The following is a 25,097-nucleotide window of genomic DNA, read 5'->3' on the forward strand; positions in this document are numbered from 1 at the left end:
GAGCCGCATCCGCCGCCCCGCGGTCGGCCCGGACACCAGCGTGACCCGCTCGAGCAGCTCCCCGGCAGTGCGGCAGCCGCGTTTCGCCGAGAGCTGACCGGTGCCGAGCTCCGGACGGGACCGGTCCGCGACCTCCGCCGCGGCCGCCACCCGCAACGCGTCCACCCGCCGCCCGAGCACCTCGACCGCCGCGGTCACCCGCAGCAGGCCGTCATCATCGAACCCGCGCACCGCCGAACACCGCAGCGATTCCCAGAGCCCGGCCGCGAGGGCCTGCAACTCCGCGACCGCCCGCGCCGCAGCAGAGGGGCCGGGTGCGGCATCCGCTGCCGGGCGTTCCAGGAGGTTGGTCACAAACAAGAGCATAACTCATGTTGAACAAGAAGACCATACTCAAACCTAAACAAGTAGACTTTTCTCGTATATAAATACGCCCTGGCGTCGTGGTGTCAGCCGGTGTCATGACCTCGGAACGGGCGGAGCCGTTGGCTTGCCGACTGTCGCGCTGTCGTCCCTCGTGAGTCAAGAAATCTGGCCCTGGTCGATGCGTGCCGGAGCTCACAGGGGAAGCGCCCTCGTGGACTCGATCAGGCAGCCCCTGCGGTCCATTGAACGCTAGTGTTCAGGGCGTGATTCGCACTTCAATCCGGCTCGATCGCCTCGCTGACCATCCGGGCGGCGGGGCATGAGCCCGCAGGCCGGCGGCGGCAACCTGAGGGATTCCCTGCGCACGCAGCTCTGGCCCGTCCCGCTGGCGGCGACACTGGTTGCTGTGCTTCTGGGGCAGTTTCTGCCCTACCTGGACCGACAGCTCCAGGATCAACTGCCGGACGCTCTGTCGGGCCTCCTGTTCGGCGGCGGTCCCGAGGCCGCTCAGGCCGTGATGCAAACCATTGCCGGCTCCCTGATCACGGTCACGTCGCTCACGTTCTCGTTGACGGTGGTTACGCTGCAGCTGGCGAGCAGCCAATTCTCGCCCCGCCTGCTGCGCACCTTCTCCCGTGACGCGTTCGTGCACAACACGCTGGCGCTCTTTCTCGCAACGTTCGTGTTCTCGCTCACGGTGCTTCGGAGCATCCGGGCGGACTCGAGTGAGGGAGACGGCTTCGTGCCCCGGATCGCCATCACCGTCGGATTCGGGTTGACGCTTGCGAGCGTGATCGCCCTGGTGTTCTTCCTGGCCCATTTGGCGACGCAGATCCGGGTCGAGACCATGATGCGGGATGTCCACAGTGAGGCGACTGAAGCGGTCGACCGCATCTTTCCTCGCGACGGGGAGGCCAGCCCGGTGGATATGGCCGGCTCAGGACCGGGGGCCGCGCTGATAGAAAGCGCCGTTTCCGGATTCCTCCTGGGCATCGACGTCAAGGCCGCATCTGCGGCCGCGGTCAAAACGGACACCTTCGTTATCGTCGACGCGTTGCCGGGCCATTCGCTCATTGCCGGAGTGCCGTTCGCGCGGGCGTGGTCCACCGACGGGCGTGCCCTCGACGGCCAGCGGTTGACCGATCTGAGCGAGGGTCTCACGGGGAGCCTGTCGAAGGGGTTCGAGCGAACATCAACGTGGGATGCCGGCTACGGCCTCCAGCAGCTGCTCGACGTCGCCAGCCGCGCGCTCTCTCCGGGAATCAACGACCCGACGACAGCCGTCCACGCCCTCGGGCATATCTCGGCGGTGCTCGGCACGCTCGCCACCCGTCACACCGGACCGAAGCTCCACGTCGACGAGCAGGACCGGCCCCGGGTCATCCTGAACTATCCAACGTTCGAGAACCTGTTGGACCAGGTGATGCGCCAAATGGTCAGGTATGCGCTGGACGATCCGAGAACAGCGGAACGCGTCGTACGGATGCTCCGTGAACTCAGCTGGGTCGTTGGTCCCGGTCCGGACGGCATCGCGATCCAGGACCGCGTCGCCGCGGTGAGGGTCGCTCTCGTGACCGCGGCGCTCTCGGACGACGAGAAGCGGCGGCTGCAGAGAGAGTGTGACGCCGTGGCAGCAGCCCGCACCGGTTCCTGGCCGGTGCACTGACGACGACGGCTGATGAACATCCGGCTCACACCCGCACGTATGCCCAGCCCGTGAACTGCCTCGTCGCCAGGTGGGCGACGGCTGCCGGAACAACGTTCACTCCGCCGTGCAGCTGATTGGCCTCCAGCCCGGCCGACCGCATGCTGTTGTTGCAGGCCAGCACCTGCACGTGCTCGCCGTCCAGCGCGGCCAGTTCGGGCACGAGCGCCGATCCGGCTGCCAGGTAGGTGACGCACGGGCCCTGGACCACGAGTTCCAGAGTGACCTCCGGCAGCTGGGCCCGGGCGTTGAGGGCGGTCCGGATGCCTGCCTCAAGGTGCGCCGCATCGGCGCCGCTGACGTGCAGAAGCAGTCCCTTGTCTGTCATCGTCGATCCTTCGGGGTTGTGGTGGTGAGCAGGTATCGTGACTGGTCACCGGTGGGCAGAATCGCCGTTCCATCGGCAAGGATTGCGAGCGGAACGGCGAAGTCTCCTCGAGCATGCTCGAGCCCGCTGGCCAGGTTCAGAGCAACACCCTGTGCGTCGTTGCGCAGGTAGAGCGTGGCGTCGGATGCCGATTCCAGGGTCACCGTTCCCGTTATGTGCCGAGCCCAGAGGAGGCCTTCGACCGGGTCGATCGCTGTGAGGATCGTCGCCCCGGGCGCCGGGGATGCCACGACGATGTGGCTTCCACTGGGGCTCGAGACCGTGACCATGTCACGTGCCTCGGGGAGAGAGCCGAGGACCCGACCGGTGCGAACATCGTGCGCGGCCACGACCTGCGCGCCGTCAGGAGCGGCCCAGCGCAGAACAACCATGGTTCCCCGAGACGCACCCGCCGTCTCATCGACACTGGCGGACCAGGTGGAATCCGTGCCGTCCGGCCGAGCGAGCGAAACGGAATCCCACAGCGTGCTCGACGTGCGCGTGTCCAGGGCCCGGAGCTCGCCGGCAATCCGTACCAGGCCGACGCCGTTGCTCTCGTAGTCGATCTGAACGTCGTCTGATCTGGTTTCGTCCGCCACGACTGAACCGTCATGGGCGCTGAGCATCACGCGGGAGGTGGGAGCGGCTGAGACGATCGCTTTGGGAGTGTCAGCGAAGATGAGTCCGGGTCCCTGGATGGGGCCGGGCACGTCGACCGGCCCCCAGACATGGGCGCCGGTGTCGGCGCGGAACGCCGTGGCAACCGTGCGCATGGCGACGCGACCGCCGGCGAGCCGCGCATCCGAATCCAGCACGACAATGAGCTCCTCCTCGCCAGCCCGGGTGAGCGCGGATCCCACGCACGACGGGTTCGTGTCGATTTGCCAGCGGGTTCCGGTGCTCGTTGCACCGACGAAGCTCAACTGTTCCCGTTCGCCGTCGGGAAAGATCATCGACACGAAGGCGCCGTCAGCCGCGATGGGCGCACGATCCGATTCGAGGGTGCCAGCAGCGGTGAGTCCAGGCGCAATTCTCCTCGGCGTTTCGTCGGTGTCAAAGATGATCGACTCCGGGCGAACAGTCCGCGCCCCCAGGGTGTCGGCCGTGGGCGTGCAACCCGTGAGCGTCGCCCCAAGGATCACGAAGGCGCAGCAGGTGGTGGTGTAGCGCGCCCTCACGGCCGGTCGATCGGCTCCGCCGAGTGTTGCCGCTGGTCGGCCTGCTCCGTCGGCAGCTCCGGATCGGCTGCGTGTCGACCGCGCACGAAGAAAATCGTGGCGACGACGAGAAGAACGCCGATCGCCGTCAGGCCGAAGAGCAGATTAGACACGCCCGACGACGCGTTCAACACGAAGGACTCGGCTGCGAACTGATCGCCGATGGTCAAGACTCCGCCCAGTCCGGCCGTGCCGTCGGTCAGGAGAAGGAGCGCTCCGATTGCAATTGAGAGCAGACCGGAGGTGATCAACAACCACGAGTTCTGCCAGCGGCCGATGCGAACCATTCGAGGTCGCAGCCAGCCCCGCTCCGCGATCTTCAGCCTGTCCCAGACCAACGCCAGCACAAACAGGGGCACGGTCATCCCCAGCGCATAGATCGCTAGCAGGATGCCGCCATACGCGGCGTTTCCGCTCACGGCGGCAACTGTGAGCACCGACCCGAGAATGGGGCCCGCGCACACCCCGGCAACCCCGTAGACCGATCCCAAGAGGAAGACCGAGGCCGAGGAGGTGCCCTCGGCACCGCCGCCTCTGGCGAAGGCCGGCAGCCTGATGCCGATGAGCTGGACCAGGCCGAGTGCGATGACCAGGGACGCGGCAACGATCACGAATCCGGTGCGGTTCTGTGTCAGGAAGGCACCCAGCGTCCCGGCCAGAACGCCGATCGGCACGAGCGTGGCGATCAGCCCCAGGTAGAAGAGTCCGGTGCGCGCCAGAAGCTTCGTGGGAGTCGAGAACGCGTAGGCAAAGAACGCGGGAAGGAGCAGGACTGAACACGGGCTCAGCAGGGTCAGCACCCCGCCGATCAGCGCGCCGGCATATCCGATATCCATTACTCGGCGGCTTCGGCGAGTTCTCGATCAATGGCCTGGCGGAAGACTTCGACGGGTTGGGCGCCGGAAATGGGGGTGTCGTTGACGAGGAACAGCGGTGTTCCCGTCGCGCCGAACGATTGAGCCTCGTCGGTGTCTCCGGTCACGGAGGCCAGGAGCGCAGGGTTGTCCAAATCGCTCTCGTAACGAGCCATATCAGGCACTCCGATGTCTCGGCCGATCTGGAGCAGACGCTCCCGCGGGAGCTCGAGATGAGCCCTCTCGGGAGCATCCCTGAACGTCGCCTCGTTGAACTCCCAGAACAGTCCCTGCGCTCCGGCGGCCCGGCCCGCAACGGCGGCGTCGATGGACTCCTGGCCAAAGACGGTGAGGTCCCGCCATTCGATGCGAACCTGGCCCGACTCAACATATTCGTCGATGAGAACCGGGAGGGTGTCTCTAGCGAAGACAGCGCAGAATGGGCACCGGTAGTCCGAGTACTCCACCAGGACGACCGGGGCGGCGATGTCGCCGAGCGCCGTCGGATCTCCGTCGATTCGACGAGACATATCGATGGTCGGTTCGTCGGAACTTTGCTCGCTGGCATCTCCCGGTGTCGACCCCTGCTTCGCCGTGCCGGTCTGCGCTGCGAACCCGACTCCGAGCACGGCTACAATCGCGACAGCACTCAGAATGAAGTACACGCGCCCCCGACGCCGGGGCGATCCCGTCGAAGGGTTGGTCGATTGTGCAGAGGCCATGGTTTTCGCCCTTCCGGTATTCCTTATGAGACCTCTACAATGTATAGACATTTCCTGAGAAAGGGCAACCGTGGCACGAGCCGCCCAGGTGGGCACGCCCGCTCTTGATTCGCCACGGCGCCGACCGCTCTGGGAGAGCATCGGAGCGGACCTCGCGGATCGCGTTGCCAGTGGGGAATTCAAGGACGGATTTCCGGGTGAGTTGGCCCTGGCCGAGGCCTATGGCGTCAGCCGGGGGACTATCCGTAACGCCTTGCGCCCCCTCAGGGAGACCGGATTCGTCAGCGCTCAGAGGGGCAGGAAACCACGGGCGATCGTGGGCGGATTGGCGAGCGCCTTCGGCCCCGTGTACAGCCTGTTCGCGTCCGTGCAGGAGTCCGGGATGACCCAGCGCAGCGTTGTCCTTGAGCGTCGCCTCGTCACCGATCCAATCAGCGCCGCACGCCTCGCGCTCCCGCCCACTGCGGAATTACTCAAGCTGTCTCGATTGCGCCTCGCCGACGAGGAAGCGTTCGCGGTCGATCACGTCTGGCTCCCCGCCGATCGGGTCCGCCCGCTGATGGACGTCGACTTCGCCGAAACCGCGCTCTACAAGGAGCTGCGGGAACGATGTGGCATCACCGTGGACGGCGGACTCGAGGAGCTGCGCGCCGACACGGCCTCGGCCCTGGACGTCGAACGCCTCGGCTGCGCCCTGGGTGCGCCGATGTTCCGCATCCAGAGAATCGGCTACCACCGCGGAACCGCCGTAGAACTGCGCTGCAGCCATATTTTAGGAGAGCGGTACTCCGTGACCGCAACCTTCGGCGCGGGAGTGCCCGGCAATCTCTGACCGAACGGGAGCTGCCGAAGCCGAGGTGAGCCGCAGCTGCGCTGATGCCCACGGTCAGTGCCAGGGCGCGGCGGCGGGCGCCGGCCGTTCGCCGCTTCCCTCGCCGCCGCCCTGCAGCATCCGTGCTCGTTCCACAGCGAGCGTCAGAGACTCTCCCACGTCGGGCGTGGCCGGGAAGACATTGTCGCTCCCGAGGGTGTCGAGCGCTCCGGTGCCCTCCAGCTGCCCGAGAACGTGGTCACCGACCCCGGCGAGCACGAGGTGGCTCCCCACCGCCTCGAGCCACCGCGTGCGCGGGGAAGCCCTCGGGGGTGTCGCCCCGTACCACCTCGCACAGTCCCTGCATGCTCACCAGCGGCGAGGCGGCAGAGACTCGGTGGCTTCGAAGGCGTTCCCGGTCTGTCCGTTCTGCGGCTCGATCGGATTGCGTGCGTGCGACGCCCTCACAGCGCGGGTGAGTACCAGTAGATAATCGCACGTCACGGTCACGGCGTCCACGACCGCTGGAGCACTCGCCGGAGAGAGCGAGGGGCCCGACACTGCGACCGCATCCGGGGCGTACTCTCACCCCGGCCCAACTTGATTCTGCATGCCCCTGATGGAGATCTCACCATGCAGTCGCTGAGACCGAGTTCCCAGGCCCGGTCTCGGTCTCGGTCTCGGTCTCGGTCGCCCTCATCCAGTGGCCGAATGCAAGCTCGACGCAGCGGCTGCCGTCACTCGGGGGAGGGGCGCGCCTTCCCCCGACACAATGCCCCGGATGACGGCGATCGACAGCTTGGGCTTCCGGTTCTCGTCGGTCAGCCCGTTGGTCTCCTGCATTGTGTCCGTCAGCTGGGTGTAGCAGAAGCCGGACAGAATCGGATTGTCTCTAAGGCTACCCACAAGACCCGACACTCGACTTTCAAAGTCCTCATAGCTCGTTGCCGTCGTGTAGCCCCAGGAGTCATCGGCAGCGTCGGGCGCAAAGCTCACCCCGCCGAATTCAGTGACCATGATCGACTGACCCTCGACCTCGCGGGCAATGAGTTGCAGGCGACGGCCGGCTGGACCCATGCCCGCAACGAGAGCACGGATGGCGTCGATGTCCCTGTAATTGGCATCGAGTTCTTCAGCCGTGCCGGCATAATCGTGGATCGTGAGGATGTCAGAATTCGCGTGTTCCCAGCCGTCATTGGAGATGACGGGGCGGCTCGGATCGAGCGCTCGAGTCAGGTGGTAGAGCGACTGGGCGAAGCTCAACTGAGCATCGCTGTGTGAGATCTGTTGAACACCCCAACTCTCATTGAGGGGAACCCAGGTGACGATTGACGGATGCGATCGGTCGCGGCGCACCACGTCGGTCCATTCGCGGGTGACTCGCGACACTGCCTCCGGAGAGAACTCGTAGGTGCTCCCCATTTCGCCCCAAATGAGCAGTCCGAGCCGATCCGCCCAGTAGAGGAACCGGGGATCCTCGACCTTTTCGTGGATTCTCGCCGCGTTGAACCCGAGGGCCTTGATCAACTCCACCTCGGCACGCAGAGCTTCGGCCGACGGTGCAGCGAGGTGCGACTGCGGCCAATAGCCCTGCTCCAACACCGATCGTACGAAATAGGGTCGATCATTGAGCAGGAACCGACCGCCCGCGACACCGACGCTGCGAAACCCGAAATAGGAGAAGGACTCGTCGAGGATGCTCCCGTCGTCGGCAATGATGGAGACATGCGCGTCAATCAGTCGCGGGTTCTCCGGCGACCATAAGAGAGCCTCGAAGGCCTGCCCGTTCGACTGCCGCGCAATCTGAATGGTTGCCTGCGATCGCGGCTCCACAGCCAGGAAAGACTGCCGGGCGAGGTGTTCGCCCGCGATGGACAGTTCCACCTGAACTGTTACGTTCCCCGCCGGTCGCCGGGTCAGATCCACCTCCATCGCGACGTTCCCTGCCGGTACATTCGGAGCCCAACTCAGCGCCCCGATGCGCTGGTCCGGCACGGACTCGAGCCAGACCGGTTGCCAAATCCCCGTGGTGCGGTGGTACCAGATGACGTGCGGGTCCTCAAGCCAATCCTGTTTGCCCCGCGGCTGAGCGACGTCGTGAGGGTCGTCCTCGGCACGAACCACCAGCACGCTGGCTTCCTGCCGCGACAGCGCTTCGGTGACGTCAAAAAAGAACGGAGTCTGGCCGCCCTCGTGTGATCCGATGAACTGACCATCGATCCACACGGATGCGCGGTAGTCGACAGCCCCGAAATGCAAGACCACCCGGTCACGCTCGCGGGACCGACCACTTGCCGCCACGTCTTCGGGGCTGATGATGCGGGAATACCAGACAACAGGATGGAAGCCTGGGTCGGCGATTCCGGACAGCTCCGACTCCGGCGGAAACGGAACCGTGATCACCCGGCCAAGATGCGCAGCGTTTGCGAACCAGCGCTCGCTCATGCCGGTGTCTTGATCGTCGTGGTCGAACGCCCACTCGCCGGCGAGGTCGTGCCAATTCGGGCGGACAAGTTGGGGGCGGGGGTACACGCCACCCTGGGCACTGGCAGAAATCGGAAGAGAACGCGACATACCGCAATCATGCCGCCAAATTACAGCGCTGTAAAGCTCAGGCGAGATCCGAGTCGTCAGGAGCGACTGGAGCGCTCTCGCGCACCTCGAGCGAATGGCCCACGATCACGTGTCGTCCGACCCCCCGGTAGCCCGCGATGCGTTCCTCGAGGAGATCGAACGCAGCCGCGACAATCGCGGTTTTGTTCGGCGCCACCGAGGTGAGCGTCGGGGACGTGTACGCAGCCAGGAAGGTGTTGTCCCAGCCGACCACGGCGACATCTTCGGGTACCGATCGCCCGGAATCGTGGAGGGCCTTCAACGCGCCGATCGCAAACCGGTCGTCGCGGCAGACCACGCCGTCAAAGCGCACCCCCCGCTCGATCGCCTCAGCGACCGAACGAACGCCCGCTTCAGCCGTGAATTCCGACGCCGTGAAGATCAGCTCAGGATCCAGTTGAACCCCGGCCTCCAGCAGGGCTCGTTGGTAACCGAGCAGACGTTGATTCGTCGAACCCGTGATGTCCGCCGCGATGACTCCGAGAAAAGCGATGCGTCGACATCCGCTCGCCAGGAGATGCCGCGTGGCATCGAGAGCGGCGGAGACGTTGTCGATCATCACGTGGTCGGTCATGACGGGCATGGCCGCCTCGCCGAGCAATACCAGGGGAGCGCCGGCATCAAGCTTTGCAATGTCCAGGGTTTCCATGCGGACGGGATGAAAGATCACACCGTCGACCAGTCCGGCTTCGCGATCGTTGAGTACCGCTCGTTCCGCGGCAGGATCGCTCAGGGTCTGCTCGATGATGACGCGGTATCCCCGCCGAGTCGCTTCTTCGGCAATATGACGGGAGAGTTCCGAAAAGTACGGGTGGTCGATTTCGGGGATTGCCAGGGCGACCATTCCGGTTTTTCCGGTAGCCAGACGCCGTGCCGTGAGATTCGGGCGATAGCCGAGCTGGTCGATGGCTGCCTGAACCTTCTGGCGAAGGGCCGGCGCCACATGGGGATAGTCGTGAACGACGTTCGAGACGGTCTTCATGGAAACGCCCGCAAGCTCCGCCACGTCAATGAGTCGCACCCTTGCCATGTTTGTCCCGTCCAGTCCGGTCCGGTCCATCCTAAGGCGACTGTGGCCGAGCGCTGTAAAACCGTGATTGTCCCGAAATCCTTGAAGACTAGACAAACGTCTTTCTAGCGCTGTACATTGACGGAAGGTTCTCGTCCACGCTCAGACCGGTGCGGAGGATTGGGTGGCCTGCTTCGCGCATGGGTCGCGAAGCGATGTTTTCAATGAGGAGGACGAACGATCATGAAGCAGAAAGACTTCTTGGGGCGGCGAGCAATCGGGGTCACCGCTCTCGGTGCCGCACTCATGCTGGTACTCGCCGGATGCTCCGCGGGTGGAACCGGGCAGGCGGCGAGTGAGCCCTTCACCGGTGAATACGCCGGGCCCAAGGTGGAACTGTCCTACTGGAACGGCTTCACCGGAGGTGACGGCCCCTTCATGGAGACGATGGTCTCCGAGTTCAATGCGGAGCATGACAACATCAAGGTTGTCTCGAACACGATGCAGTGGACCGACTTCTACCAGCGGCTTCCCGCAGCGGTGACCGCCGGCGAGGGTCCCGACGTGGGCGTGATGCACCTGGACCAGCTTGCGTCGAATGCCGCGCGGAACGTCATCGTACCCATCGACGATCTGGCCAAGGACTTGGGTCTGACGGCGGATGACTTCACCGAAGACGTCTGGAACGCCGGCGTCTACAAGGACGCCCGATACGGCATTCCGCTCGATGTGCATTCCCTGGCCATGTACTACAACACCGAGCATTTCGCCGCCGCAGGGATCACCGAGGCCCCGACCGACGCCGCTTCCTTCCAGGACGCGCTCGGCAAGCTCAAAGCAGCCGGCTATGACACTCCTTTCTGGATGCCGACGAGGTGGCCGAGCCACCTCATGAACCTCTCCGTGATGTGGCAGAACGACGGTGAACCCTACGGCGACGACGGAGCGACGTTCGATTCCGCGGCCGGGGTAGAGGCACTCGAATGGCAGCGCTCCGTCGTGGACGACGGCTACAGCCCGAGTGACGTCGCCATCGACTCTCAGTACGTCGCCTTCAAGAACGGTGAGACCTCAATCACCTGGGACGGCATCTGGCAGATCAACGATCTCGCCGAGTCCGGTCTTCCCCACGCGGTCGCCCCGATCCCCACAATCGGCGAAACGGATGCCGTCTGGGCCAACTCCCATAACTTCTTCCTCCCCCGCCAGGCAAAGGCCGACCAGAACAAGGTCGACGCATCGAAGGTATTCATCGCTTGGATGAGCGAGCAGTCCGCCGAGTGGGCAGGCTCAGGCATGATCCCCGCTCGTCAGTCGGTGCGCGATGCGGGCGCCCTCGACGGCTTGCCGCAGGCAGTGATCGCAGAGACCATCGACTCGATGCGCTTCTTGCCGCCCATTCCCGGGATTGGTGGGGTGCAGGCCGAGACCCTCGAAATCGCTGTCGCCGACGGAGTTCAGGGAACGACGCCGCCGAGTGAGTCGCTCAAAAAAGCCGCCGACACGGCGACGAAACTCATGGAAGACAACAAAGCCTCGTTCGGGGGCTGACCGATGTCGACGAAGGTCGGTGAGCGCGTCCTCCCCACGGGGAGGGCGCGCCGCCCCTCGGCTTCCGAACCGGGGACGCGGAAGAACCGTGGCACTCAGCAGCAGGGGAAAGCAACACCCTGGCTGTTTCTTGCCCCCTACCTGCTGCTGTTTGGCAGCTTCGTCATCATCCCGGCAGTTCTCGGGGTGTGGATCAGTCTTCATTCCTGGGACTACACCCTGCCGAACAAGCCTTTTGTCGGCCTCGACAACTACATCGCCTTGTTCTCTCCCGGATCGACCGTGTTCGGCCCGTTCTGGGGGTCCATGCGGGCCACCGGGATCTTCACGGTCCTCAGCGTGCCGCTGCTTCTGATCGTCCCGCTGGCCGTGGCTCTGCTCATGAGCAGGAAGTTTCCCGGACGGGACTTTCTCAGAGCCATCTACTTCGCACCTTACGTACTCGGCGTCGCTGTCATCTCGGTGCTCTGGCGATACCTGCTCGACAACAACATCGGACTGGTGAATCACTATCTGGGACTCCTCGGACTTCCGGATGACACCGCATGGACGACGTCGACACCAGCGGCCTGGGTCGCACTCGTGGGAGTGACCGTCTGGTGGACGCTCGGATTCAACGCCGTCATCTACCTCGCCGGCCTTCAGGACATCCCGATCGAACTCTATGAAGCCGCCCGCGTCGATGGGGCCGGACCGTGGATGCAGTTCCTGAATGTGACGCTTCCCGGTCTCAAGCCCATCCTGTCGTTCATCACGATCATCACCCTCCTGGCATCCGCCAACATGTTCGGCCAGTCCTATCTCATGACCCAGGGCGGCCCCGGACGTGAGACGCGCACGGCGATCTATCAGATCGCCGACACGGGTTTGCGCAACTTCCAAATGGGCAGCGCCGCAGCGATGAGTTACGTACTGACCATTTTCCTCATGGCGATCAGTGCCTTTGTCTTCTACATCTTTCGCGAGAAACAGCCTAAGAAGGAGGTGCGCTCGTGAGCACCCTCACGACCACGCCCAGCGTCGGATCCCGCGCACGCCGCGCACGTGGACGGAGCAGCACAATCGCTCGGGTCGTCGTGCTCGGCGCGATCGCGATCGCGTTCATCAGTCCAATCGTCTTCATGATCGTGACCAGCCTCAAGACCAGGTCCGACGCGACCGCTGTCCCGCCGTCGTGGATTCCCAATCCGGTTTCGCTGCAAGCATTTGCGTCGATCCTCGCTCCCGGCACCGCGACTCCGGTGTTGCAATGGTTCGCAAACAGCATGGTCGCGGCCGCCCTCAACGCAACGCTCGTCGTCATCACGGCGTCGCTCGCGGCGTATCCGCTCGCACGCATGCAGTTTCGCGGCAAGAATTTCGTCTTCGTCATCATCGTCGCGACTCTGCTGGTTCCGCCGGTCATTCTGGTGATTCCCAACTACCTCATCGTGAGTGAACTGGGGTGGCTCAACTCGCTCGCGGCGATCATCATTCCAACGGCGGCCTCCGCCTTCGGAGTGTTCTTCATGCGGCAGTTCTTCGTGGGCCTGCCGATCGAGTTGGAGGAGGCCGCCCGGCTCGATGGGGCGAACCGATTTGTGATCTTCATGCAGGTGGTCCTTCCGCTCGCCAAACCAGCTCTCGCCACCCTGGCGCTGCTCGCTTTCCTCGGCAACTGGAATGACTTCCTCTGGCCCGTGTACGTCCTGTTCAGCCCGGAGGTGCAAACGCTGCCGGCCGGCCTGTCTACGCTTCAGTCCGCAAATGCCGTGCGCTACGACCTGCTGATGGCCGGCGCGGTCGTCGCGAGCGTACCGGTGCTGGCGCTGTTCATCTTTCTCCAGCGCTTCATCATTGAGGGCGTTTCCCGCTCCGGTGTGAAGGGATAGCAGATGAGGAATTCTGCTCGCCGCGCAGCGTTGGCCTGTGTGTGCGCAGCCATCGTGACCGCCGTCGCGGTCAGCGGCTGCGCGGCGTCCGCGGAGCCACCGGAACCCCCGGTGGGGGCCGCAGCAGGAGCCCCGGTGCTCAACGCGAATTTCGCTGACCCGGACGTGGTGGAAGTCGATGGCACGTACTTCGCGTACGCCACCAACGACAACAACCGCAACGTGCAGGTCGCCTCCTCCACCGATCTTCTCGATTGGGAGGTGCTGCCCGACGCGTTGCCGGATCTCCCGAGCTGGGTCATTCCGGGGAAGACCTGGGCGCCTGAGGTGACGAAACTCACCGATGATTCGTTCGTCATGTACTTCACGGCGACGAACTATTCGCCGACGATGCAGTGCATCGGTGTCGCCACGGCCAGCGACCCGGCCGGACCGTTCACCGTTCAGGGCGACGCGATGATCATCTGTCCTGAAGATGAAGGCGGGGCGATCGATGCGAGCACCGTGGTCATCGACGACGTGCTGTACCTCGTTTGGAAGAATGACGGGAACTGTTGCGAACTCGACACCTGGATTCAGGCGGCCGCGCTCTCTCCCGATGGGCTCAGCGTCACGGGCGATCCCATCAGGATCCTGAAGCAAACCGAAGCTTGGGAGGGCAACCTGGTCGAGGCCCCCACCATTGTGGCCCGAGGTTCAAGACTCATGATGCTCTACTCCGCGAACTCCTATGGAGACGACCGATATGCGGTCGGTGCTGCAACGGCTGCCTCAATCGACGGCCCGTGGACGAAGGAAACCGGTCCGATCCTCTCGACCGACGGATCCGGGGGCCTCTATCGCGGCCCCGGCGGCCAGGACCTGGTCCTGGGGCTGAACGGGAAGGACTATCTCGTTTTCCACGGGTGGGACAAGGACTACACATACCGCGCACTGCATGTCGCCGAGGCCGAGTGGGACGCCGACATCCCTCGGGTCGTGATCCCCGACTAGACCGCTGGGGCGCGAAATCCCATGCCTCTCGACTGAATGGTGACCCATGTCTCACACCCCGCTCTCGGGAACCCCGTTCCTTCTCGAGGCTCACGGCTACACCGCCTCGATCGCGAGCATCGGCGCCAGCATTCGATCGCTGCAGTATCACGGTCGGAACCTCATCGTGCCGTTCGATGCCGACCAGGTGCGGCCCTTCTTCCGGGGAGCACTCCTGGCGCCGTGGCCGAACCGAGTCGTCGATGGCAGGTACGCATTCGGTGGCGTCGAGCAACAGCTCAGCATCACCGAGCCGTCGAGGGGACACGCCCTCCATGGACTCGTGTCCTGGCTGGACTTCGCTGTGGTCAGGCAGGCGTCTGATCGGCTCGTGCTGGCGGCAACGGTCGAGGCTCAACCTGGCTATCCTCACCGGGTGACACTGGAGGTGGATTTTGCGCTTGACGCAGGGGGCCTTCGAACGACAGTGACGGCGGTGAACGCCGGTCCGAATGCGGCCCCTTTCGGTGTCGCTCCGCACCCCTACCTTGTCGCCGGCGAGGGCCGCGTCAACGAGTGGACGCTCGAGCTCCCCGCTCGGCGCGTACTCACCGTGACTCCTGACCGTCTCATTCCCGTTCGCCTTCGTGACGTCAATGCCGGAGATCTTGCCGCCTACGACTTTCGCACGCCACGGACCATCGATGACACCTTCATCGATCACGCCTTCACTGGCTTGGACAGGGACGAGGAAGGCAAGGCGACAGTTCGCGTGACGACGGATGCTGGAAGTGGCGTCGCACTGAGCTGGGGTGGCGAATGCCCGTGGGTTCAGGTGCATACGGCTGACCAACCCGCACCCTCGATCGACAGGATCGGATTAGCCGTCGAACCGATGACCTGTCCGCCGGATGCCTTCAACTCTGAAATGGACCTGAACGTCCTTGAGCCTGGAGGCTCAACGCACGCCTCCTGGACGATTCGAGCGATCGACTAGCCAGGGGCGGCCGCGCCGACATTGAATCGACATGCGTCAGCGACGGATTGAGTTTGCTCACGAGGGAAGTCCGACCAGTGAGTTCCCGGCTAGTCGGCGTCGTCCCAGTTGGCCGGGGGAGCGCCCCTATCGGCGGGCGAGGCCCCTGTCGGACCCACCCCGACCGGGACTGACTCGTTCTCTACTCGGGGCGGGCGCTGCAGCAGTTCGAGCAGCAGCACCACGATGAGTGCGAGCACCGCCGTCCAGATGATGACGGCCGGGGTCAGCGGCCGCCAGAAGAGGGCGACGGCGGCCGCCCCGATGCCCACGAAGGCCCGGATGAAGCGGCGGGCCCGGTAGAGCCGGAGACCGAACCGTCCGGTGGTCACCCCGCTGCGGGCGGCACTGGCGCGCAGGTGCCGGCCACCGTCCGTGACCAGTCGGCGCACCGCGGTCGCGCCGCGGAACCGGCCGGCCAGGTACGCGACGATGGCCACGGTGACCGCGGCGAGCCCCACCGACAGGGCGGAGGCGTACACCAGCGGCACCAGCGAGTCGTAGACCGTGCCGGCGAGGTCGCTCGGCAGGTAGACCGGTGACAGGGCGTTGACGAAGAAGAGCCGGCCCACCGAGACGCCGGCGGCCAGAAGAGCCATCGACAGGCCGAGGGTGATGCCCGCCCAGATCAATGCCAGCGACCGGCGCCGGGCCACGAGCACGCCGGCCACGATCAGCAGCAGGCTCGCCCACGGCAGCACAGTGCCGGTCAGGTTGAGGAGCTGGTACGCCGTGCGCGCCTGCACGAGGGCATCCGACTGGGCGAGCGGGATCGTGCGGTCGATCTCCGGGATGTTCGCGGCCAGGCCGATGCCCTGGGCCACGAGTTGCTGCTTCACCTCCGCGATGATGGGGCCGAGCTGGATGCCGACCTCGCCGGTATCGCTGATCGCGAGTGCCGACGAGGTGTCGCCCTCCAGTGCCGCGATGATCTGGGTCTGGCTGAGCCGCAGTGCGTCTTCCCAGACGGTGGCGAACGCATCCGAGGCCACTACCCGCTCGGCCGACGTGCGAATGAGCGAGCGCACCCCTTCGATGGCGGGGCCCTCGAGGAGCGCGAGAGCATCCTGCGCCCGCGGCGGCAGGTCGAGGGCGGCCAGCCCGTCGAAGAGGTCTGTCGCCACCGTCTCGATGTCGACCTGTTCCTCGACCACGGTGACGATCTCGGTGACCAGGAACGCCTGGAAGGCGGGATCGTCGGCCAGCGGCGCCACGGTCGCCACGAACGTGTCGGTGTCGGTCACCACGTTCTTGGTCCACTGGGACACCACGGCCACCGGTGCGAGCAGCACGCCGAACGCGATCAGCGCCACGGCCAGGACCGCCCGCCAGCGCTGGCGGGATGGTGGGGGAACGGTCGGGGCGGCGAGCCCGGGAAGGGGCACCGTTTCTGCGCTCGCCGCGGCTGCGGACTCCGCTGCGTCGAGCCGCGCCCGCAGCCGCGCGTTTTCGTCTGCCAATCGGGCGAGCGCCGCTTCGGTGGTTTCCGCTTCGGGATTCCCCGTCTGATCCACTGCCTCCGCCTCTCACCTGCGATGGTAACGGTCCCGCCAGGGCGCGTTCCCGCGCCCCCGTTTTCGAGTCATTATGTCGCTCGCGGTGTGATGCGCAAGGACAGTGTCCGCCCACCCGGGCCTTGCGCGCGGCGACATCCGTCACGCCTGCGGCGAACAGAGGCAGTCATTTCAGGGTTCGCTCGTTACTCTCGATGTATCGGCGCCACAACTGCCCTGGCGCCAAGGGAGCGATCACATGTTTGAGAGATTTACCGACCGAGCTCGTCGCGTCGTTGTTTTGGCCCAGGAAGAGGCCAAAATGCTCAACCACAACTACATCGGTACCGAGCACATCCTGCTCGGCCTGATCCACGAAGGCGAGGGAGTTGCCGCCAAGGCCCTCGAGAGCCTGGGGATTTCCCTCGACGCCGTGCGCGAGCAGGTGCAGGACATCATCGGTCAGGGCCAGCAGCAGCCGACGGGTCACATCCCGTTCACTCCGCGCGCCAAGAAGGTTCTCGAACTGAGCCTGCGCGAAGCACTGCAGCTCGGCCACAACTACATCGGCACCGAGCACATTCTGCTCGGCCTCATCCGCGAGGGTGAAGGCGTTGCCGCCCAGGTGCTCGTCAAGCTCGGCGCCGACCTTAACCGGGTGCGCCAGCAGGTCATCCAGCTCCTGTCCGGTTACCAGGGCAAGGAGCAAGTGCAGGTCGGTGCGAACGAGCAGGCGAGCGGTCCGGCGGGCAGCCAGATTCTCGACCAGTTCGGGCGCAACCTCACGCAGGCCGCCCGCGACAACAAGCTCGACCCGGTCATCGGGCGCGAGAAAGAGATCGAGCGGGTCATGCAGATCCTGTCCCGCCGATCCAAGAACAACCCCGTGCTGATCGGTGAGCCCGGCGTCGGCAAGACCGCCGTCGTCGAGGGCCTCGCCCAGGCCATCGTCAAGGGCGATGTGCCCGAGACGCTGAAGGACAAGCAGCTCTACTCGCTCGACCTCGGCTCGCTCATCGCCGGAAGCCGCTACCGCGGTGACTTCGAAGAGCGCCTGAAGAAGGTCACCAAGGAGATCCGCACCCGCGGCGACATCATCATCTTCATCGACGAGATCCACACCCTCGTCGGTGCCGGTGCCGCCGAGGGCGCCATCGACGCGGCCAGCATCCTGAAGCCGCTCCTCGCCCGTGGCGAGCTTCAGACCATCGGTGCCACCACGATCGACGAATACCGCAAGCACTTCGAGAAGGATGCCGCGCTCGAGCGCCGCTTCCAGCCGATCCAGGTGGCCGAGCCGTCTCTGCCCCACACCATCAACATCCTCAAGGGGCTGCGCGACCGCTACGAGGCGCACCACAAGGTGTCCATCACCGACGGCGCGCTGGTGGCCGCGGCCAACCTCGCCGACCGCTACGTCTCCGACCGGTTCCTGCCGGACAAGGCCATCGACCTGATCGACGAGGCCGGCGCCCGCCTGCGTCTGTCGATCCTGTCCAGCCCGCCCGAGCTGCGCGAATTCGACGAGAAGATCGCCGTGGTTCGCGCCGCCAAGGAGACCGCCATCGAAGAACAGGACTTCGAGAAGGCCGCCGGCCTGCGCGACGAGGAGAAGAACCTCCTCGGCGAGCGTCTGCGCCTCGAGAAGAAGTGGAAGTCGGGCGACGTCAAGACCACCGCCGTCGTCGACGAAGGACTGATCGCCGAGGTTCTGGCCCAGGCCACCGGCATCCCCGTCTTCAAGCTCACCGAGGAGGAGTCCTCGCGGCTCGTCTTCATGGAGAAGGCCCTGCACCAGCGCGTCATCGGTCAGGAAGAGGCCATCTCAGCGCTCGCCAAGACCATCCGTCGCACCCGTGCCGGGCTGAAGGACCCGAAGCGTCCGAGCGGTTCGTTCATCTTCGCCGGCCCCACGGGCGTCGGAAAGACCGAGCTGGCCAAGGCGCTCGCCGAGTTCCTCTTCGACGATGAGGCCGCCATGATCTCGCTCGACATGAGTGAGTACGGCGAGAAGCACACCGTGTCGCGCCTGTTCGGTGCACCTCCCGGGTTCGTCGGCTTCGAAGAGGGCGGCCAACTCACCGAGAAGGTGCGCCGCAAACCGTTCTCCGTGGTGCTGTTCGACGAGATCGAGAAGGCCCACCCCGACATCTTCAACTCGCTCCTCCAGATTCTGGAAGAGGGCCGGTTGACGGATGGCCAGGGTCGCGTCGTGGACTTCAAGAACACCGTGATCATCATGACCACGAACCTCGGCACCAAGGACATCAGCGGCGCGCCCGTCGGTTTCCAGCTCGAGGGCGACACGTCCACCGGTTACGACCGGATGAGCGGCAAGGTGAAGGAGGAGCTGAAGAAGCACTTCAAGCCCGAGTTCCTCAACCGCGTGGACGAGATCATCGTCTTCCCGCAGCTGACCAAGCCGGAACTGCTCCAGATCGTCGACCTGTTCATCAAGCGCCTGGGCGAGCGTCTGCTCGACCGCGACATGACCGTGGACCTGACCCTCGCGGTGAAGGAACACCTGATCGAGGTCGGCTTCGATCCCGCGCTCGGTGCCCGTCCGCTGCGCCGCGCGATCCAGCGCGAGGTGGAGGACCGCCTGTCGGAGAAGATCCTGCAGGGCGAGCTCAACGCCGGCGACCACGTGCACGTGGACTACGTGGGCGGGGAGTACATCTTTACCACGACGGTGCGCGCCTCCGCTGTCGCCGTCGGCGTCAACACCACGGCCGCGATCGGAACGGGGCCGGGCTCGCCCGACCTCGCGGTGACCAGCGAGTAGCGGCAACCAGCTAGAAAGGGCCCGGCGGAGACATCCGCCGGGCCCTTTCGCGTTCTCGCCCGCTCTGTCTGCGTGTCGGCCGGGTCCCGAACGAATTCGACGGAGATTTTGCTCGTGGGTGCCTGTTTTAGGCCGAAAGCAAGCAAAAACGGCAAAATCTCCGTCGAATTGGCTCGCTGCTTAGACTGGGGGTTTGGGAGTTTTGAATGACTGAATCGAGAGAGGCCGGCGGGCAGCGCATGCAGGAGTTTTCGGTGCGCCGGGCGCGCACCACCGACGTGCCCCGGATCCAAGCACTCGTAGCGCCGCTCGTACAGGAGCGCATTCTGCTCGGCAAGGAAAGCGTCGTCTTCTACGAGGCCGTACAGGAATTCCGCGTGATCGAGGATGCCGACGGCACCCTGATCGGCTGCGGCGCCCTGCACGTGATGTGGGAAGACCTCGGCGAGGTGCGCACTCTCGCCGTGACCGCCGACTGGCTCGGCCGCGGGGTGGGCCACGCACTGATGGACCGACTCGAAGGGGATGCCCGTGAGCTCGGCCTCAGCCGCCTCTTCTGCCTGACCTTCGAGGTGCCGTTCTTCGCCCGGCACGGGTTCACCGACATGGGGAACGAAACCGTCGACCCTCTCGTGTACGCCGAACTCGTGCGCTCACACGATGAGGGCGTGGCCGAGTTCCTCGACCTGGCGCGGGTCAAGCCGAACACCCTGGGCAACACCCGAATGGTCAAGCGGCTCGTCTGACCGGAGCGTCGCCAGCTGAGCGTCGCCGCTCATGCGAGCAAAATGCTCGAATTCACCAATCGTTATCTTGCGGTATGCATAACCGGAACCTTCCCTCCGTAGCCTTACGAGCAATGTCGTTTTAAGGAGCTAGGGGAACAATGTCGTCCGCACCACGCAGCCATTTGAAGCTGACCTGTGCCACCCTCCTGGGGTTGGGTCTGGTCGTCTCGCCGCTCGTCGCACTGCCCGCCTCCGCCAACACCGGTGGAACCGGCGTCGTCATCAATGAGGCTTACCTCAACGGCGGCAGCGCCGGAGCGACGTACCAGAACAAGTTCGTCGAGCTCTACAACCCGACCGATGCCGCGATCACCCTCGACGGCACCTCGTTGCAGTACCGGTCGGCCGGTGGCACCGCGAACCCGAACGGCGTGCTTCCGCTCACCGGCTCGATCCCGGCCAAGGGCTACTACCTCGTGCAGGGCGCATCCAACGTCCCCAACGCCGCCAACGGCGCTGCTCTCCCCACTCCGAACGCATCATCCCTGGGACTCTCCTTCGCCGGTGCCGGCGGAACCATCTTCCTCGCCAGCCAGACCACGGTTCTAACGGCCCCGGCCACGGGATCCATCGTCAACAACCCCACCGTCATCGACATGCTCGGTTACGGCAACTCGAACACCTTCGAGACCAAGGCGTCGGCGGCGGCATCCCTCACCACCACGCTCAACCGCGCCACGGGCCTCGACACCGACAGCAACAGCGGCGACTTCGTCTCCTCTGCACCCACCCCGACGAACGCTGCCGGCCAGACCGCCGCCCCGGTCGTCACGCCGACCCCGACGGTCACGCCGACCCCGACGGTCACGCCGACCCCGACCCCACCGGCGCCGGCCCAGCCGGCCAATGCCACTCCGATCAACGAGATCCAGGGCACGACGGATGTCAGCCCGAAGGCCGGCCAGACCGTCACGACGACCGGCGTCGTCACCGCCGTCTACCCCACGGGCGGGTTCAAGGGCTTCTACATGCAGACCCCCGGCACGGGAGGCGCGGTCAACCTGGCCACGCACACCGCATCTGACGGAATCTTCGTGTACACGAACGCCCTCACCGCGCCGGTCGCCATCGGCGACCACGTCTCGGTCACCGGAGCCGTGAGCGACTTCTTCGGCCTGACCCAGCTCACGGTTTCGGCGCTCAGCAACGTGACCGCGCTGGACAAGACCGGAATCGTGGCTCCGCTGGCCGCCACGGTCGGACTGCCGGAAACGGCTGCCGCGCGTGAATCACTCGAGGGCATGCTCGTCTCCCCGCAGGGAGCGTTCACGGTCACGAACAACTACACCACCAACCGGTACGGCGACATCGGCCTGGCCGCCGGCACGACGCCTCTCGTGGGCCCGACCGTCACGGCCCGCCCCGGAACGGACGCGTACACCGCGGCCGTCGCCGGTAACGCGGCTCGTGCGGTCACCCTCGACGACGGTGCGACGACGGACTACACGTCCGGGGTAAACCGGGACAAGCCGGTCCCGTACCTCACGACCGCCAACCCTCTGCGCATCGGCGCGGCCACCACCTTCACCAAGCCGGTCATCCTGGACTACCGCCACAGTGCCTGGAGGTTCCAGCCGACCACCGAACTGGTCCCCGGCATCGCGGCGACCGTGCAGCCGGCCACCTTCACCAACACCCGCACCGCGGCTCCCCGAGCGGTAGGCGGCGACATCCGTCTGGCCACGTTCAACGTGCTCAACTACTTCGCCACCACCGGTGACTCCCTCACCGGCTGCACCTACTACACCGACCGGGCCGGCACGCCGATCACGGTCAACAGCGGGTGCGACGCCCGCGGCGCGGCCACTCAGGTCAGCTTCGAGCGCCAGCAGGCGAAGATCGTCTCGGCGATCAACGGCCTCGACGCCCAGGTCGTCTCGCTCCTCGAGATCGAGAACTCCGCCCGCTTCGGCAAGGACCGCGACTTCGCTCTCAAGGCGCTCGTCACCGCGCTGAACGCGCAGGCTGGCAGCAACGTCTGGGCCCACGTGCCCTCGCCGGCCGCCCTTCCCGCCAGCGAAGACGTCATCCGCTCCGGGTTCATCTACAAGCCCGCAGCCGTTGAAACCGTCAAGGAGTCGGTCATCTTCAACGACGCCGCGTTCGGCAACGCCCGCCAGCCGCTCGCCCAGGCCTTCCAGTTGGTCGGCGACACCGGCAGCAGCTTCCTTGCGATCGCCAACCACTTCAAGTCGAAGGGCTCCGGAACCGGGGTCAACGCCGACCAGAAAGACGGCCAGGGAGCCTCGAACCTGTCCCGGGTACAGCAGGCCACCGCCCTCGTCGGATTCGCCGGAACGATGAAGTCGAGCACCGGCATCAACCGCGTGCTGCTCACCGGTGACTTCAACGCCTACGACCAGGAAGACCCGATCAAGGTCATCACCGACGCGGGATACCTGAGCCAGGAAGCCAGGACCGGCGAGTACACCTACGCATTCGGAGGCACCGTCGGCTCGCTCGACCACGTGTTCGCGTCGCCCGAGGCGAATGCCGCGGTCACCGATGTGGACGTCTGGAACATCAACTCGGTCGAGTCTGTGGCCCTCGAGTACAGCCGGTACAACAACAACGTCACCGACTTCTACGCGGCCGACGCGTTCCGCTCCTCCGACCACGACCCGGCCATCGTCGGGTTGAAACTCGCCAGCAGGCCCGCCAGCGTCAACATCAACCTGCTCAACATCAACGACTTCCACGGTCGGATCGACGTCAACACGGTGAAATTCGCCGGCACCGTCGAGCAGCTCCGCGCGGAGTACGGGGACGCGGCCACGCTGTTCCTCTCCGACGGCGACAACATCGGCGCCTCACTCTTCGCCTCGGCGTCTCAGCAGGACAAACCGACCATCGACGTTCTGAACGCACTGGACCTCAAGGCCTCGGCCGTGGGCAACCACGAGTTCGACCAGGGCTTCTCCGACCTGAACGGGCGCGTCGCCGCCGCGGCCAACTTCGAGTACCTCGGCGCCAACGTCTACCAGCTCGGCACGACGACCCCGGCGATGAAGGAATACGCACTGTTCGACGTCAACGGCGTCACGGTCGGCGTCATCGGCGCCGTCACACAGGAAACCCCAAGCCTGGTGTCGCCGAACGGGATCGCCAGCCTCACCTTCGGTGACCCGGTCGCCGCGGTCAACCGGGTCGCGGCCCAGCTCTCCGACGGCAACCCGGCCAACGGTGAGGCCGATGTGCTGATCGCGGAGTACCACGAGGGTGCCGGCGCGGGAACGGTCGAGAAGGCAACGCTCGAGCAGGAACTCGCCCTCACCGAGAGCGCCTTCGCCAAAATCGTGACGCAGACCTCAGCCACGGTCGACGCCATCTTCACCGGCCACACGCACAAGCTGTATGACTGGGATGCTCAGGTTCCCGGTGCGGCCGCCGGCGTCACCCGCCCGGTGCTCCAGACCGGCAACTACGGCGAGCACATCGGTCAGGTCGTGCTCAAGTACGACTTCGCTTCCGGTAACACCACGACCGTGGAGAACCGGAACGTCAAGCGCACGACCGCAACCGACGCCACCCTGGTCGCTGCCTACCCGCGGGTCGCCGCGGTCAAGAGGATCACGGATGCTGCGCTCGCCGCGGCCGCCGTCATCGGCAACCAGCCGATCGGCTCGGTCACCGCGGACATCACGCGCGCCTGCCTCGGCGGCGCCGCACCGTGCGCCGAGGACCGCTCCGCACCGTCGGCGATGGGCACCCTGGTGGCCAACTCGCTGCGTGAATCGCTCTCTGACCCGCTCAAGGGCGGCGCCGAGATCGGCGTGGTCAACCCGGGTGGAATGCGCGCCGAGCTGATCTACTCGCCGGACGGCGTGGTCACCTACGCCGAGGCCAATGCGGTGCTGCCGTTCCTGAACAACCTCTGGACCACGAGCCTCACCGGCGCGCAGTTCAAGACCGTTCTGGAGCAGCAGTGGCAGCGGAACGCCGACGGCACAGTCCCGTCCCGACCCTTCCTGCAGCTGGGTCTCTCCGACAACGTGAACTACACGTTCGACGCGAGCCGGGCCGAAGGCGACCGCATCACGGGGATCTGGATCGACGGTTCGGCCATCGACCCGGCCGCCTCCTACCGGGTCGGCTCGTTCAACTTCCTGCTCACCGGCGGCGACAACTTCCGGGAGTTCAAGAAGGGAACCGGCACGCGCGACTCCGGTCTCGTCGACCGGGACGCCTGGATCGCCTACCTCAAGGCCAACAGCCCGGTGACGCCGTCGTTCGCCGCCCGTCAGGCCAGCGTCACGCAGGCCACCGTCATGGGAGTGCCGGTCACAGCCGTCAACCCGGGCGACACGGTCAGCTTCACGGTGTCGAAGCTCAACCTGAGCTCGCTCGGGGCCCCGAAGAACACGGAACTGGCCCTTCTCTGGCCGGGAAGCAGCGCGAAGCTGGGGACAGCATCCGTTGACGCCAACGGCTCGTCGGTCGTCACCTTCACGGTGCCGTTCGACGTGCCGGCCGGCAGCGTGCTCGAGTTGACCGCGAAGGAGTCCGGCACGATCGTGCGGGTTCCCCTCACCGTGAACGCTGCGATGGCACCGACGGCCGCGCCGACGCCCGTCAGTGACGCTCCGGCCGACCTGGAAGGCGCCATCTCGACCGACAAGGCCAGCTACAACGCCGGCGAAGCGATCACGGTCACCGTGGGCGCCGACTACGCGGGCCAGTACGTCTGGGTCTCGCTGGACGGTGTGAACCTCGGCGGCTGGCTCAAGGTCAACGCCCAGGGCCAGGTGACGACCGTGGTTCCGTCCGACGCGAAGGCGGGCATGCGCCGCCTCCTCGTTCAGGATTCCGCCGGGTCACTGATCGGCTGGACCGAAATAAAGGTGCTCGCCGCGACCGCCACACCGGGCACGCCGGCCACGCCGGGCACGCCGGGCACGCCGGCCACGCCGGGCACGCCGGGCACGCCGGCCACGCCG

The 25,097-nt window shown here is 65.6% G+C and carries 18 protein-coding genes and 2 pseudogenes; 11 read left to right on the plus strand and 9 right to left on the minus strand.

Annotated elements, in window-relative coordinates:
• Positions 1 to 354: pseudogene (locus E3T23_RS00240) on the minus strand (hypothetical protein); the annotation flags it as partial.
• A 331-nt stretch (positions 355 to 685) separates the two neighbouring features.
• Here E3T23_RS00240 and E3T23_RS00245 point away from each other — a divergent pair.
• Positions 686 to 2,032, plus strand: coding sequence for a DUF2254 domain-containing protein (locus tag E3T23_RS00245; protein ID WP_134368418.1), 1,347 nt, complete (start codon positions 686 to 688; stop codon positions 2,030 to 2,032).
• 25 nt (positions 2,033 to 2,057) lie between these two features.
• On the opposite strand, the gene E3T23_RS00250 is transcribed toward E3T23_RS00245, so the two are convergent.
• From E3T23_RS00250 to E3T23_RS00265, 4 genes are read right to left on the minus strand one after another with little or no spacing between them, the layout of a single operon-like run.
• Positions 2,058 to 2,399 (minus strand): DsrE family protein, encoded by a 342-nt coding sequence (locus E3T23_RS00250; protein WP_134368419.1) that lies wholly within the window; start codon positions 2,397 to 2,399, stop codon positions 2,058 to 2,060.
• Positions 2,396 to 3,616, minus strand: a complete 1,221-nt coding sequence (locus E3T23_RS00255) for a PQQ-binding-like beta-propeller repeat protein (protein WP_134368420.1) — start codon at positions 3,614 to 3,616, stop codon at positions 2,396 to 2,398. Before E3T23_RS00255 ends, E3T23_RS00250 begins: the two co-directional genes overlap by 4 nt.
• The gene (locus tag E3T23_RS00260; RefSeq protein ID WP_134368421.1) at positions 3,613 to 4,491 is read right to left on the minus strand and encodes a cytochrome c biogenesis CcdA family protein; all 879 of its coding nucleotides are present in this window, start codon (positions 4,489 to 4,491) and stop codon (positions 3,613 to 3,615) included. The genes E3T23_RS00255 and E3T23_RS00260 overlap by 4 nt, the downstream gene beginning before the upstream one ends.
• Positions 4,491 to 5,174 (minus strand): DsbA family protein, encoded by a 684-nt coding sequence (locus tag E3T23_RS00265; RefSeq protein ID WP_241977470.1) that lies wholly within the window; start codon positions 5,172 to 5,174, stop codon positions 4,491 to 4,493. Before E3T23_RS00265 ends, E3T23_RS00260 begins: the two co-directional genes overlap by 1 nt.
• 145 nt (positions 5,175 to 5,319) lie before the next feature.
• On the opposite strand from E3T23_RS00265, the pseudogene E3T23_RS15515 reads away from it, so the two are divergent.
• Together E3T23_RS15515 and E3T23_RS15520 are read left to right on the plus strand one after the other, a co-directional pair.
• Positions 5,320 to 5,520 (plus strand): annotated as a pseudogene (locus tag E3T23_RS15515) (GntR family transcriptional regulator); the annotation flags it as partial.
• Positions 5,521 to 5,613: 93 nt separating this feature from the next.
• Positions 5,614 to 6,063, plus strand: coding sequence for a GntR family transcriptional regulator (locus tag E3T23_RS15520; RefSeq protein WP_241977475.1), 450 nt, complete (start codon positions 5,614 to 5,616; stop codon positions 6,061 to 6,063).
• Between the two features lie 54 nt (positions 6,064 to 6,117).
• Here the strand turns inward: E3T23_RS15520 and E3T23_RS00275 are convergent, their stop codons facing one another.
• The 3 genes from E3T23_RS00275 to E3T23_RS00285 all read right to left on the minus strand — a co-directional run bounded on the left by E3T23_RS00275 (position 6,118) and on the right by E3T23_RS00285 (position 9,685).
• Positions 6,118 to 6,336, minus strand: coding sequence for a hypothetical protein (locus E3T23_RS00275; RefSeq protein ID WP_134368423.1), 219 nt, complete (start codon positions 6,334 to 6,336; stop codon positions 6,118 to 6,120).
• A 402-nt stretch (positions 6,337 to 6,738) separates the two neighbouring features.
• Positions 6,739 to 8,616 carry a glycoside hydrolase family 2 protein gene (locus E3T23_RS00280; RefSeq protein WP_134368424.1) on the minus strand — a complete coding sequence of 626 codons (1,878 nt, stop codon included), beginning with the start codon at positions 8,614 to 8,616 and terminating at the stop codon, positions 6,739 to 6,741.
• A 37-nt stretch (positions 8,617 to 8,653) separates the two neighbouring features.
• Positions 8,654 to 9,685 carry a LacI family DNA-binding transcriptional regulator gene (locus E3T23_RS00285; RefSeq protein ID WP_134368433.1) on the minus strand — a complete coding sequence of 344 codons (1,032 nt, stop codon included), beginning with the start codon at positions 9,683 to 9,685 and terminating at the stop codon, positions 8,654 to 8,656.
• A gap of 222 nt (positions 9,686 to 9,907) precedes the next feature.
• Between E3T23_RS00285 and E3T23_RS00290 the strand changes: the two genes are divergently transcribed.
• From E3T23_RS00290 to E3T23_RS00310, 5 genes are all read left to right on the plus strand, one after another.
• Positions 9,908 to 11,215, plus strand: a complete 1,308-nt coding sequence (locus E3T23_RS00290) for an ABC transporter substrate-binding protein (protein WP_134368425.1) — start codon at positions 9,908 to 9,910, stop codon at positions 11,213 to 11,215.
• 3 nt (positions 11,216 to 11,218) lie between these two features.
• Positions 11,219 to 12,211: a carbohydrate ABC transporter permease gene (locus E3T23_RS00295; RefSeq protein ID WP_134368426.1), complete on the plus strand. Its 993-nt coding sequence runs from the start codon at positions 11,219 to 11,221 to the stop codon at positions 12,209 to 12,211.
• On the plus strand, positions 12,208 to 13,086 hold the full coding sequence (locus E3T23_RS00300; protein WP_241977472.1) for a carbohydrate ABC transporter permease: 879 nt from the start codon (positions 12,208 to 12,210) through the stop codon (positions 13,084 to 13,086). Before E3T23_RS00295 ends, E3T23_RS00300 begins: the two co-directional genes overlap by 4 nt.
• 135 nt (positions 13,087 to 13,221) lie before the next feature.
• Positions 13,222 to 14,079: a glycoside hydrolase family 43 protein gene (locus E3T23_RS00305; protein WP_241977474.1), complete on the plus strand. Its 858-nt coding sequence runs from the start codon at positions 13,222 to 13,224 to the stop codon at positions 14,077 to 14,079.
• Positions 14,080 to 14,125: 46 nt separating this feature from the next.
• Complete coding sequence (locus E3T23_RS00310; RefSeq protein ID WP_134368428.1) at positions 14,126 to 15,055, plus strand: aldose 1-epimerase family protein; 930 nt, start codon at positions 14,126 to 14,128, stop codon at positions 15,053 to 15,055.
• 89 nt (positions 15,056 to 15,144) lie between these two features.
• Here the strand turns inward: E3T23_RS00310 and E3T23_RS00315 are convergent, their stop codons facing one another.
• Positions 15,145 to 16,608 carry a hypothetical protein gene (locus E3T23_RS00315; protein WP_134368429.1) on the minus strand — a complete coding sequence of 488 codons (1,464 nt, stop codon included), beginning with the start codon at positions 16,606 to 16,608 and terminating at the stop codon, positions 15,145 to 15,147.
• Between the two features lie 238 nt (positions 16,609 to 16,846).
• Between E3T23_RS00315 and E3T23_RS00320 the strand changes: the two genes are divergently transcribed.
• The 3 genes from E3T23_RS00320 to E3T23_RS00330 all read left to right on the plus strand — a co-directional run.
• The gene (locus tag E3T23_RS00320) at positions 16,847 to 19,372 is read left to right on the plus strand and encodes an ATP-dependent Clp protease ATP-binding subunit (protein ID WP_134368430.1); all 2,526 of its coding nucleotides are present in this window, start codon (positions 16,847 to 16,849) and stop codon (positions 19,370 to 19,372) included.
• Between the two features lie 239 nt (positions 19,373 to 19,611).
• Positions 19,612 to 20,118: an amino-acid N-acetyltransferase gene (locus E3T23_RS00325; RefSeq protein ID WP_134368435.1), complete on the plus strand. Its 507-nt coding sequence runs from the start codon at positions 19,612 to 19,614 to the stop codon at positions 20,116 to 20,118.
• Between the two features lie 140 nt (positions 20,119 to 20,258).
• Positions 20,259 to 25,097: ExeM/NucH family extracellular endonuclease (locus E3T23_RS00330; RefSeq protein WP_134368431.1), on the plus strand; the 4,839-nt coding region annotated here is incomplete at its 3' end.

The organism is Cryobacterium cheniae, assembly GCF_004403395.1.
Lineage (GTDB): Bacteria > Actinomycetota > Actinomycetes > Actinomycetales > Microbacteriaceae > Cryobacterium > Cryobacterium cheniae.

What these genes read in the sequence shown, in the direction of transcription:
- E3T23_RS00245 (WP_134368418.1), top strand. Translation starts at nt 686, where the DNA reads ATGAGCCCGCAGGCCGGCGGCGGCAACCTGAGGGATTCCCTGCGCACG.
- E3T23_RS15520 (WP_241977475.1), top strand. Translation starts at nt 5,614, where the DNA reads ATGACCCAGCGCAGCGTTGTCCTTGAGCGTCGCCTCGTCACCGATCCA.
- E3T23_RS00320 (WP_134368430.1), top strand. Translation starts at nt 16,847, where the DNA reads ATGTTTGAGAGATTTACCGACCGAGCTCGTCGCGTCGTTGTTTTGGCC.
- E3T23_RS00290 (WP_134368425.1), top strand. Translation starts at nt 9,908, where the DNA reads ATGAAGCAGAAAGACTTCTTGGGGCGGCGAGCAATCGGGGTCACCGCT.
- E3T23_RS00280 (WP_134368424.1), bottom strand. Translation starts at nt 8,616, where the DNA reads ATGTCGCGTTCTCTTCCGATTTCTGCCAGTGCCCAGGGTGGCGTGTAC.
- E3T23_RS00325 (WP_134368435.1), top strand. Translation starts at nt 19,612, where the DNA reads ATGCAGGAGTTTTCGGTGCGCCGGGCGCGCACCACCGACGTGCCCCGG.
- E3T23_RS00295 (WP_134368426.1), top strand. Translation starts at nt 11,219, where the DNA reads ATGTCGACGAAGGTCGGTGAGCGCGTCCTCCCCACGGGGAGGGCGCGC.
- E3T23_RS00285 (WP_134368433.1), bottom strand. Translation starts at nt 9,685, where the DNA reads ATGGCAAGGGTGCGACTCATTGACGTGGCGGAGCTTGCGGGCGTTTCC.
- E3T23_RS00250 (WP_134368419.1), bottom strand. Translation starts at nt 2,399, where the DNA reads ATGACAGACAAGGGACTGCTTCTGCACGTCAGCGGCGCCGATGCGGCG.
- E3T23_RS00310 (WP_134368428.1), top strand. Translation starts at nt 14,126, where the DNA reads ATGTCTCACACCCCGCTCTCGGGAACCCCGTTCCTTCTCGAGGCTCAC.
- E3T23_RS00260 (WP_134368421.1), bottom strand. Translation starts at nt 4,491, where the DNA reads ATGGATATCGGATATGCCGGCGCGCTGATCGGCGGGGTGCTGACCCTG.